Origin of the sequence: Streptomyces sp. XY431, from assembly GCF_001279805.1 — a bacterium.
GTDB lineage: Bacteria > Actinomycetota > Actinomycetes > Streptomycetales > Streptomycetaceae > Kitasatospora > Kitasatospora purpeofusca.
In genome coordinates this window covers 1-10,175 of sequence record NZ_LGDO01000145.1, presented here as the reverse complement: position 1 = coordinate 10,175, position 10,175 = coordinate 1, and the positions used below count along the sequence as shown (strand labels likewise).

Sequence of the window (10,175 nt, the reverse complement as noted above, 5' to 3'; positions counted from 1 at the left end):
CGACAGGACTCCACCCCCGGCCAGTAGTTGGACTCGTGGCACACGGACCTCCGCCGCGGAGGGTGCCGAGGGGAGCAGTGGATGGAACTGGCGGGGGTGTGGCGCCGGCTCGGGCGGCACGGTCTGGTGCTGGCAGCCGGGTTACCCTCGACCGCCCTGGGGTTGGTGAGCACGATATCCAGGAACACGACGTTGCAGTTGCCGACGCCGCCGACCGAGACCTCCGCCTTCCGGCGCCCCCTTTACCAACAGAAAAACAGGCACAGGGCGCGCCGGGAACCGAAGCGATCCGGAAATCCGGGTTGGGGAGGAGGGCGCCGTCGGCACCCTTGGCGAAGGTGAGTGTGCGTCACCGTCCCGGGGAACGACATCGAGCGGCAGTCCGGGCCGGCATCCGCGCGAAGAAACCGGACCGCTGCGAGCCGAAACGATAGTGAGTAAATTCTAGAAAAATAGCCGGGGTGCTTGATCCGAATCTGGTTCGGATCAAGCACCCCGGCTGCCTAGACGACCCTACCAGAGCCGGTTCCCCTTGGAGTCCCAAACTCGTGACTTGGCATTGAGTGGCTCGGACAACGTAATTTCATCGGGCCTGTGGCGGATTTCTCCGCACCCGTCGACACCGTCCGGCCACTCCACAACAATGTGGTCGCCCGGCATTAGTGTCCACTCCTCGCCCGATGGCTCGTATACCACAACCACGGGTTGATCTCCATCCGACTCCACGATGAACTTCACTATCGCCGACCCTTTCGCCAGTTCTTGACATAGTAGTTCAGGAGATCTGCACGGGGCTTTGCACTGGGATTTACGGTCCCTCGAGCCTTGTTCACCCGAGCGACTGCCCTGAAATAGGTCCGCGCAACTTTAATGTCCCTCTTACTGTACCCGTTCGAGCGGACATTTCTCAGGCTGGCGAGATTTTGCATCTCATAGCTCTTCTGCTTATTGTCCCAGACGTGATGATTCCCCGGCAGTCGGGCCGTCGGCTTACCCATCCCACTGATATTCGAATGGCCATGCTTCCGCATCACGGCATCCAGAGCTTTCTGCTCCTTTTGCACATGATCATTCACGGTTCCAGTCTGCCATACGGCCTTCTGGATTTTTTTGGCAGCCTTTACTTCCTTGACGATCTTCACGGCGACAACTGCCGCGGTACCTGCACCGACCAGCTGGAGCGCACTGGTGGCGCCTATTTCTGCCGCCTTTTCCCAATTCCCGGTTGCTGCGTACGAGACAGCCGAAACTGCGCCGGCGACCGCGCCGATTGGACCGGGGACGACCGTGGCGACGACTTCGCCGACCTTGGCGACGACTTCGACCGTCTTCTTCAGCCACTTGGGCATGCCCCAGTTGCCGTCGAGGTCGGTGCAGTTGACGGGGTCGCCGGTGCAGTAGTCGTAGGCGCTGGCGTTGCCGCCGGGCACCGGGTCGATCTGCAGGAAGCGGCCGAGGGCCGGGCTGTAGAGGCGGGCACCCATGAGGATGTCGCCGTCCTGGGCCTCGGCGGAGCGCTGCTTGCCGCCGAGCCAGCCGTAGCGGACGCCCGCCTGGCCGTCCTGGGGGATGCGGGGGTTGCTCCTCCTCCGGCGTGATCGGCGCGACTGGGCGACGGCATCGCGCCCAGGCTACCGTCGCGGCATGGGAACCCAAGGGGAAACGGGCAGCGTCGAGGCGCGCTGGGAACGGCTCGCGCCCGGCGTCGCCCGCCGCAGGATGCCGGGATGGGACGAGACCGTCGGAGCGATCGCGGGCCGTACGGGTGTGCTGGTCGTCGACACCGGGGCCACGCTGCGCGCGGGGGCGGAGATCCGACATGAGGTGACGCAACTCTTCGGCCTGCCCGTGACGCACGTCGCGCTCACACACCCGCATTTCGATCACGTGCTCGGCACGGCGGCGTTCTCGCACGCGAAGGTGTACGGGGCCGCGGGCGTCGAGCGGCTGATGGCGAGCGAGCGGGAAGAGATACGGAGCACTGCGGTGCGGCTCGGAGTTGACCCTGCGGAGGCGGCCGAGGCGGCGGCCGCGCTCGTCGTTCCGCAGCACCTGGTCTCCGGGGAGTTCGTGATCGACCTGGACGAGGACGGGCATCGGGTGCTGCTGGCGAACGTCGGCCCCGGGCACACCATGCACGACCTGGCGGTCCTGGCGGTCGGCCGGAACGGGGCACCGAACGTCGTCTTCTGCGGCGACCTGGTCGAGGAGTCGGGCGAGCCCAAGGCGGGCTCCGACGCAAAGCCGCATGCCTGGCCGGCGGCACTCGACCGGTTGCTGGCACTCGGCGGGCAGGACGCGCTCTACGTACCCGGGCACGGGGCCGTGGTGGACACGGGTTTCGTACGGAAGCAACGTGACGAGCTGGCCGCGCGGTTGGGCACCGCGTGAAGCACCGGCCCCGCGACGGCACCCCCGCCCCGAAACGGACCCGCTCCCGAGCCCCGCGAGGCCGTGCCGTTGGTGCGTGGCCTGCTGCTGGAACGGCGTGATCGCGCCGACGCCATGGTGGCGGCCATCGACAGGGAACTCGAGGCGCGGGCGAAGGGACTGCAGGTGACACCGGAGGAACAGTTGGAGATGCTCGGTGCACAGCTGTACGACGCGATCGGCGGCGCCTGCACCGCGACACGGCGTACCGATCCGCGGATCGCCGCGCAGATCCGGGACGCGCTCGGGGACGCGCAGACAGTCCTGAACGTCCGGGCCGGCACCGGCTCCTACGAGCCGACTGATCGCGACGTGACCGCGGTGGAGCCGTCGGCGGTCATGCGAGGGCAGCGGCCTGTCGGCTCGGCGCCGTGCGTGGCCGCCGCCGTGGAGAGTCTGCCGTTCTAGGATCGTTCCTTCGACGTCGCGATGGCCGTCTCCACCGTTCACCACTGGGGGGACCCGATGGCGGGGCCGCGCGAGATGCGGCGCGTGGCCGGCCGCGTGGTGGTGCTCACGTTCGACACCGACGAGCCCGGATGGCAGGACCGGTTCTGGCTCACCCGCGACTACCTGCCCGAGTTCGCCGCCGTCCTCGCGGAATTCCCCTCGCTTGCCCGGATGGCCGACGCGATCGGCGCCCGCACTGAGCCGGTGCCCGTCCCGTGGGACTGCGCTGGCGGCCTGTTCGAGGCGTACTGGCGCCGGCCGGGGGCGTATCTGGAGGATCACGTACGCCGTGCGATGTCGGTGTGGACGAGGGTCGGGCCGCAGGCCGAGCAGCGGGTGGTACGAAGCCTCGGCGACGACCTCGACTCCGGCCGGTGGGCCGAGCGCAACAGCGACCTCGCCGACCGCGACGCGGCAGATCTCGGCCTGCGCCTGCTCATAGCTTGAACCGCGTCGCGGCGTCAGTGCCGTGGCGGCTCCTGGACGGCCCGCCGGTCATGTGCGCCACTGAGCGGACATGGCGCTGCGGACAGGTGTCGACGATCACGACAGTCCCCAGATACGGCCCATCGGAGCTGCTGGCGCCGGATCCGGACCTGTGCTCTCCCCACCCCGTCCGACCCACTGCCCCGGGGCGGCCGGACCGCTCGGGGGTTCGGCCGGCCGCCTTCGAGGGTGGTGGTGCTGTCGGCGTCGAAGCCGGTCGTCGACCGGGCCAGGGCGCGGGAGGTTCCGCCGAGGAGGTGTTCGGCGAGGGTGATGAGGGTGGTGGCGGCAAGGGTGAGGATTTCGCGGCGGTGGGGCGTCAGCGGGTCCATCCGGGTCCGTCCGGCCAGGGTCGCGGGTGCGGGTTCGTCGAGCAGCGGTACCTGGAGTGTGTCCAGGGCGACGCAGGTGGGAACCGGGCCGAGGTCGCTGGGTGTCAGGGAGCGGCCGAGGTGCTCGCCGAGGACCTGGGCGGGGAGGTCGGGGACGGCCGGGCGGGGTCGTTCGCCGTCCAGCCGGCGGCGTACGCGGGTGGTGTCGGGTGCGACCTGCCGGTGGCCGTTGCGTTGCGCCGGGGCGGTGGTGCGGCGGGCGATCTCTCCGAAGGTCAGGCCGCTGGCCTGTACCCATGCCCGGAGTTCCGGGTTGCCGGTGCCGTTGACCATGAGACGCCCCCGGTGTGACTTAACGTCACTCCTTCGCGACGGTTCGCGACCCTCACGGTACTGGTCCGGGGCGGGCGGCGGGGCGGACTCTGGGTGAGTGGCCGGGGCCGGCGCAGAAGGGCCCGGCCACTGCGGGCCGCTGCGCGAGCGTCCTCCTCCCGGAGGCGGTCGGGCGGCACGCAGTTCTCCCGTCGGCGATCCGGTCGAGCGCCGCAGTCCGATGTCCCTGGAGGAGTTGATGACGAGTCAGTCGAGGTCCCAGCGCGCGCAGCCGCCCTGTTCCACCACATTCATCACTACGGCTTTCGTGACAAGTCCTGTATCTCTTGGTCAAGTTCAGAATCATGCGAAGGCCGTTCCACTGTCCCGGGAACACCCGGGCGAGTGATCACCAGGTCCGCCTGTTCGGGGCCGCTGGGACAAATCACAAGATCACCGCCGCTGTCACCAGCGCCCAGGCCCAGTACCTCCAGATACTCGACCCTGCCGGTGAGATCAGGGCGGACGAAGCGCACCCCGTGTGCCGGAGCGGAGGGGGCGTCCGGGCGCCCCCTCCGCTCCGGATGTGCTGGTGGTTCAGGTGCCGAGGAGGCGGTCCAGCAGTGACCGGTACTCGCGCAGGGTGAGGCGCAGGTCCTCCGTGCTGGCAGCCGGTGTGCCGTCCGGTGCCGCTTCGGCGCCGCGCAGCCGGTGGCGCCGCTCGGTGACGGCCTCGGCCAGCAGGCCGACCGACTTCTCGATCAGGGCGTCGGCCTGCTGCACGGACTGACGGGGATCGTCGACGAATCCCGCCTGGACGGAGTGCCATTCGGCCCGCAGTCGCTGCGTCCGCTCGACGCCGAGCCAACCGCCCGATCCACTCTCCGCAGGTGTCGCCGATGCCGGTTGCGGGTCGCCGATCCGGGGTCCCGGTAGGGGGCGGGCGGGCTCGGACGGCCGTTCTGCGGCCCGGTCGCCTCCCGGCACGACGGCGAACCGTCCTCCGGCAGCGCCTCGTCCGGGGGAAGCTGCCGGGCGGCCGGTCTCCGGGCCGGCCGGGTCCGGGCGGGGCGTGCCGGCGCGGGCGGCGTCCGGGTAGGCGCCATGCGGGCGGACGGTGTCCGACTTGGCCAGGTCCGCCGGCCCGCTGCGGGGGTCCGGGGCCGGCGCGCCGTCGTCGGGGTTGTTCCGGGCTGCGGAACCGTGCTGGGACATGGTCTTCCTCTCCTTCGTGGGGTCGCGGGCGTCATCGGGTGGCGTGGCGCGGGCCGGAGTGGTGGATGGCACCGGTGGAGTTGCCGCCACGGGCCGTCGTCCCCTGGTCGTCGCCGCCGGAGCGGGCCACCTCGAGGCACAGGTCACGCACGGCCAGCAGCGCCGTCCGCAGTTCCTCGGTGCCCACCCGCTCCGACCGGCTGCGCTCCAGCACCTGCCGGGCGGTCCGGTAGTCGGGCACGAGGGCGGCGTGGTCGACCGAGAGCACGGCAAGCCGGTCCTCGGCAGGGAAGCCGATCTCGTCGAGCGTGCCGTCGAGCAGGGTAACGGCCTCGTCCAGCGAGCGGGCGGGGTCGTCGACGAACAGCTCCTGGAGGGCAGCGAGCTGGTTGCCGACCTCCTCGGCGCGGCGCTGCGGCAGCCGGGTGAGCGCCAGCTGCCTGGCCTTTCGCAGCCGGTCGGCCAGCTCGTGCTCGGCCTCCCTGGTGCGGCCGCCGTGCGCCCGCACCGTCCGGTCGTACTCCGGACCGAAACGCTGTTGCAGCCGGCGGGTGTTCCACTGCGGCAGCAGCACGGCGAGGGCCGCCGCGGTTGCCAGCACGGCCACTGCCAGAACGATCCAGATGCTCATACCGCTCCTCCTTCGGTTTGACCACGGCCCGGAGTGGCTGGTCGGTCCCGTCATTCGGGTTCCCGCTCAGGCGATTTCAAACAGCCAGTCCCCCGGAAGCGTTGGCCGCCCGGGTTCGGGAAACCCGTCCTGGCGCCCTCATGGACGCTAATGTGACCTGCAGGCCAGCGGAGTTCGTCCCAAGGAGGCGGATCGCCATGTTCCGCCGCCCCCGCGCAGAGCCGCTCCGGACACCCGAGCACCCGCACTTGCACGCGTGCTCGCAGGCCGCCGGCTCCCCCGGTGCGTCAGTCTGTCGATCACTTCTGCCGCGGTCGCCTCGGTCCTGGTCGCCGCGATCCTGGTCGCCTCGGTCCCGGTCGCCTCGGCCTCGTTCCACCTGGCGCCGGGCCTGCCCGCCCGTTCGCCGAGAAGACCACCGACCGCAGCCGGCCGGTGCTGCTCAGGTCCATCCAGGACATGAGCAGCTGCACGGCCGCGAGCGGCGACTTCCAGCTGGTGGCAGACCTCGACCGCGAGGCCGTCCTCCTGCCCTCGGGCCTGCTCGAGGGCAGGACGCTGTACCTGGCGGCCGGGAGTGTGCAGGCCTACGGGGACCTCGGCAAGGTCTCCGGCTCCGGCGTATCAGTCTCCGCCGACCGGCGCAGCGCCACGATCCTGCTGCCGCAGGCCGACCGGGCGAAGGCCTGGTACCTCACCGCCCGGGGCGCGGCAGTGGCGGCGACCTTCCCCGAGGCCCGCCGTCCGACCGCCCGGGCGCTGGACGGCGAGCAACTCGCTGTGAGGCACGGGCGCGAACACCTGCTCGACGTCGGCCCTCGCCGACGCCCGGGAGCGCGGCGAGGTCTGCGGCCCGCTCGACCTCCTCCCCGCCCCGGAGCTGCCGGTTGGCGGCCGCCCGTGCCTACCCCGGGCCGGCCAGCCCGCACTCGTACGCGAAGATCACCGCCTGCGCCCGGTCCCGCAGGCCCAGCTTGGCCATGACCCGGCCGAGATGCTTCTTCACCGTGGGCTCCGCGAGACCGAGGGCGGCGGCGAGTTCCGTGTTGGTCCTCACGCAGCAGCAGCCGGGTCGCCTCGATGCCGTCGGTTCCCGGAGCCCAGTTCTGGCGCCAGTTCGCCGCCGGCGGCGGCAGCACCACAGCCGCCAGCTGCCTGTCCCTGCTCCACGACAGCCGGGGCGAGCACCGCGACGCCGACCACTGGCGCAACCAGGCCGACAAACTCGCCGCACAGAACACCACCACCCCCACCACCGCCGTGCTCCACGCCCGGCTTCCGGAAGGCGTCTGGAACGAGGCCCTCGTCGCCTGCCACGAGGGCCTGACCCTGCGACTGCCGCCCCGGATCGCCGCTGTCGTCCACCAACTGCCCGTCGACTCCGACGACGAGGACCACGGCGAGATCCCCCAACCCTCCCCCACCCTCGTCGACGACCTCACCCACGCCGCCCACTCCCCCTCCGCCTGAACCAGCTGCGGACGGTACACGGGCGCAGGCCACGAGCCACCCGCACGTAGCCCGCGGGTAGGAGGCGGGGCCCGGGCGCTGTGCGCTCGGGCCCCGCTGTCCGTCGCAGCGGGGCGGCGTTCTCACAGGCGAGTGAGCAGATGATCAACGGTGGCCGTCTGCGTTTCTAGGCGACCCAGCAGTACAGGCGGCCGCCCCGCTTGGTACGTGATGTTGCCGCACCAGCGCACGTCCGGTGCCACGGCGGTGAAGTCCCGCCCGACCAGGTCCGGGGCCGGCGGCAGCCGTGGCACACTCCTCTGCCGCGTGTTGTATCCGGCTCCGGGCCGCCTGCACGCCCGCTGCTTCCCGCAGGTGTACGCCTTGCGGGCAGGGAGCGCTGTCCGGGGTGGTGAGGGCGCGTCAAACAGTCTGCCAGTCGGTCATCGGATCGGGGCCGTCGGTCGTCCTCATGGGAAGACTCCGCAGTACACCAAAGGTCCAGCCCGTGGCTCTCGAACGGCTGCTGGTGGGTGGCGAAGACCGTGTCGGGGCCGCCTGGCCTTCGGGTGATGACCGAGTTCGACCATCTCCTGGCCCGCCGAGCCGGTTCTCACGGGTTCAACCCGATGTTCGGCTGTCGGGGAGACCGTCAGTTCCCTCCGCGGTGCGCGGAGCTCCGAGGGTTCCGAGGTAGTGACCGAGGTCAGGGTGCGGCGTGCCACAGGTGGGTGGCGATGTCGGGCCGGGTTCACGGCGGGCGCCGGGCAGGTAGACGGTCTGGAGTGGCCCGACGAGCCCCTCCCAGTGGATCTCGCTGCCGACATGGCGGGCGACGGCTCGTAGCGCCGCCCCCGTGCCGGCGGACGCTTGTGGGCTTTGCAGTTCGGCGTCGACGGCCCGGTGGAGCGTGTGGGGTCCGGCGCCCCGGGGAGGCCGGACCTGGCCCGGTTCGAAGGATTCGAGGCGCTGGCCGTTCTCCAGGCGTTCGACGACGGTCATGCCGACCGCGTAGAACAGGTGCACGACCTCGCTGTGCTCGGACAGTCGGGCCAACACACCGGGCTTCGGCCCCTCGGCTTCCCGGTCCTCGAAGCAGAAGGTCCACCCGTCGAACTGCCCCGCCCGCAGCAATGCACCGGGGTGTGCCATCGGATACAGCATGTCGGCCTCCGGGCCCGAGAGCGTCCGCACATGCTGCGGATCCGCACCGTAGGCGGCGAAGACCTCCCCCACCGACAGGCCCCGTACCAGGTTCAGACAGAATGTCGGCGCGACACCGCTGTCCGCCCATTCCCACCAGAGCGGCACACGATCAACCACAGGTTCCTCCTCGTTGAAAGGCCGCGCCCCGGGAATGCTCGCCGGGGCACGGCCGGGCGTGGCGGGGTCAGGATGTGATGCTGACGACGAACTTCTCGGCGTCCATGATGCGGTCGGTCTGGACGAAGCTGCCGTACTTGCCTCCGGCCGCCTTGTTCGGGGTCAGGGGGACGTGGCCGCGGACGCAGGGTTCGTGCAGGGTGACGTCGGGCCGGCCCTTCACCGAGTAGAGCTTCCACTGGCCGTTCTCGAGCTGGGGGACGATGTCGGCGCATCCGGTGTGGCCGCCCTGGGAGGTCCCGGCGAACGGGTACTCGTCGCAGGAATCGTCGGTGACCGCGGTCATCGCGGTGAACGTCACGTCCTCGCAGGTCCTTTGGCGGTTGGCCTTCGCGAAGGCTTCGTCCGCCGTGCGCTGCAGGGGGTTGTCGGCGGCGCCCCAGTGGTCGGACATGTTCTGGATGGCCCAGCCGTAGGTGGCGGCAGCGGCGCCGTACTGGCTGAGCGGCAGTACGAGGTTGGCCCGCACGTCCGGGTAGACGCAGCCGGGGTACTTCCCGACGGCGTTGTCGCAGCGGATCAGGCGGCTGTTGGACCAGTTGGCGTTCGGCTGGGTCGGCTGCGCACCGGCCATGGTGACGAAGATGTGGTACTTGGTGGTGATCCTGTCGTCGATGGTTCCCGTCGGCAGGTTCTCGGCGTAGGTGACCTGGCCGGAGGTCTGCTCCCCGTTCCCGATGGACCGCTGACCCGTCCACGGAGTGGGGGCCGTGGCCGCGCACTGCGAGTCGCAGCTCACGTCGAACCCGACGTCGAGCCGGGTGACATCACCGGTCGTCGACTGCAGTTTGACCGTGACCAGTTCGTTCCAGGTGGTCGAGGTGGCGTTGAGTGTCATGCTCGTGGTGATCACCAGCACCCCGGTGGCGGCGACGCCGCCCTTGTCGTCCCAGTGGGTGAAGGTGGCCTTCGCCTCCTTCATGCAGGAGGAGAACCGCTGGTACCACCATGAACCGGTCCCCGCCAGAGTGCAGGCTCCCTCACCGGTGGCAGCGGCGGCGGCATTCGGGAGGGGCCTCCCTGCCCCCTGCACCGCCGGGGCGGGCTCCACGGCCAGGCAGGACCCGCCCAGCGGGCCGCCGTCGAGGGATCCGCCGACGGTCAGTTCTCCGTCGAAGCATTCAGCGCGCCTGCCAGCCCGGTCTGCTTCATGCCGATGGTCGCGGCGCCGAGCGTTCCGATCTGACTCCCGCGTGGTGACGCCGCCGAGGACGGCGGGGCCACCGACATCTGTCCACCCGCGATCACGAGGACCGACAACGCGCCGGCCGCCAGCGACCTCGTCCACCGGCCTGTTCGTAAAGCCGTCATCAAGTTCCTGCCTCTCCCCGCGCGGGGAACCCCCGCCGACCCTCTCGCCCTGCCGGCAACGGCTCTCCCGAGCCCGATACTGACTTCGGCGCGTCAGGGTGAACTGTGTGGAAGTCCCTGATGGGTGTGGTGTGGTGGCTGTATCTGGTGGTGTGTGAGGTATGCGGATGGTGGTG

At 70.3% G+C, this 10,175-nt stretch carries 8 protein-coding genes and 3 pseudogenes; 4 read left to right on the top strand and 7 right to left on the bottom strand.

Going from position 1 to position 10,175, the window contains the following annotated elements; all coding sequences use genetic code 11:
- Positions 1–737: 737 nt before the first annotated feature.
- Positions 738–1,571, bottom strand: a complete 834-nt coding sequence (locus tag ADK60_RS41945) for an RHS repeat-associated core domain-containing protein (RefSeq protein ID WP_107094645.1) — start codon at positions 1,569–1,571, stop codon at positions 738–740.
- A 73-nt stretch (positions 1,572–1,644) separates the two neighbouring features.
- Between ADK60_RS41945 and ADK60_RS17445 the strand changes: the two genes are divergently transcribed.
- Together ADK60_RS17445 and ADK60_RS17440 are read left to right on the top strand one after the other, a co-directional pair.
- Positions 1,645–2,391, top strand: coding sequence for an MBL fold metallo-hydrolase (locus ADK60_RS17445; protein ID WP_053647083.1), 747 nt, complete (start codon positions 1,645–1,647; stop codon positions 2,389–2,391).
- A gap of 72 nt (positions 2,392–2,463) precedes the next feature.
- Positions 2,464–3,327, top strand: a pseudogene (locus ADK60_RS17440) (class I SAM-dependent methyltransferase); the annotation flags it as partial.
- 14 nt (positions 3,328–3,341) lie between these two features.
- Here ADK60_RS17440 and ADK60_RS17435 read toward each other — a convergent pair.
- The 3 genes from ADK60_RS17435 to ADK60_RS17425 form a co-directional block, all read right to left on the bottom strand.
- Entirely contained in the window at positions 3,342–4,031 is a 690-nt protein-coding gene (locus tag ADK60_RS17435) for a hypothetical protein (RefSeq protein ID WP_053647078.1), read from the bottom strand.
- A gap of 576 nt (positions 4,032–4,607) precedes the next feature.
- Positions 4,608–5,225 carry a hypothetical protein gene (locus ADK60_RS17430; RefSeq protein WP_053647076.1) on the bottom strand — a complete coding sequence of 206 codons (618 nt, stop codon included), beginning with the start codon at positions 5,223–5,225 and terminating at the stop codon, positions 4,608–4,610.
- Between the two features lie 31 nt (positions 5,226–5,256).
- Entirely contained in the window at positions 5,257–5,856 is a 600-nt protein-coding gene (locus tag ADK60_RS17425; RefSeq protein ID WP_053647074.1) for a hypothetical protein, read from the bottom strand.
- Between the two features lie 459 nt (positions 5,857–6,315).
- Between ADK60_RS17425 and ADK60_RS48125 the strand changes: the two are divergent.
- A pseudogene (locus tag ADK60_RS48125) lies at positions 6,316–6,516 on the top strand (DUF4230 domain-containing protein); the annotation flags it as partial.
- Positions 6,517–6,760: 244 nt separating this feature from the next.
- Here ADK60_RS48125 and ADK60_RS46640 read toward each other — a convergent pair.
- A pseudogene (locus ADK60_RS46640) lies at positions 6,761–6,907 on the bottom strand (response regulator transcription factor); the annotation flags it as partial.
- Positions 6,908–6,936: 29 nt separating this feature from the next.
- On the opposite strand from ADK60_RS46640, the gene ADK60_RS45740 reads away from it, so the two are divergent.
- Complete coding sequence (locus tag ADK60_RS45740) at positions 6,937–7,326, top strand: hypothetical protein (protein ID WP_053647072.1); 390 nt, start codon at positions 6,937–6,939, stop codon at positions 7,324–7,326.
- A 600-nt stretch (positions 7,327–7,926) separates the two neighbouring features.
- Here the strand turns inward: ADK60_RS45740 and ADK60_RS17415 are convergent.
- Positions 7,927–8,628, bottom strand: coding sequence for a DUF6461 domain-containing protein (locus ADK60_RS17415; protein WP_053647070.1), 702 nt, complete (start codon positions 8,626–8,628; stop codon positions 7,927–7,929).
- Positions 8,629–8,695: 67 nt separating this feature from the next.
- Entirely contained in the window at positions 8,696–9,610 is a 915-nt protein-coding gene (locus ADK60_RS17410; protein ID WP_053647068.1) for a NucA/NucB deoxyribonuclease domain-containing protein, read from the bottom strand.
- Positions 9,611–10,175 lie beyond the last annotated feature (565 nt).

Bases quoted from the DNA above. Each gene is read 5' to 3' on its own strand.
- ADK60_RS17435 (WP_053647078.1), bottom strand. From the start codon at position 4,031: ATGGTCAACGGCACCGGCAACCCGGAACTCCGGGCATGGGTACAGGCC.
- ADK60_RS17445 (WP_053647083.1), top strand. From the start codon at position 1,645: ATGGGAACCCAAGGGGAAACGGGCAGCGTCGAGGCGCGCTGGGAACGG.
- ADK60_RS17430 (WP_053647076.1), bottom strand. From the start codon at position 5,225: ATGTCCCAGCACGGTTCCGCAGCCCGGAACAACCCCGACGACGGCGCG.
- ADK60_RS17425 (WP_053647074.1), bottom strand. From the start codon at position 5,856: ATGAGCATCTGGATCGTTCTGGCAGTGGCCGTGCTGGCAACCGCGGCG.
- ADK60_RS45740 (WP_053647072.1), top strand. From the start codon at position 6,937: ATGCCGTCGGTTCCCGGAGCCCAGTTCTGGCGCCAGTTCGCCGCCGGC.
- ADK60_RS17410 (WP_053647068.1), bottom strand. From the start codon at position 9,610: ATGAAGGAGGCGAAGGCCACCTTCACCCACTGGGACGACAAGGGCGGC.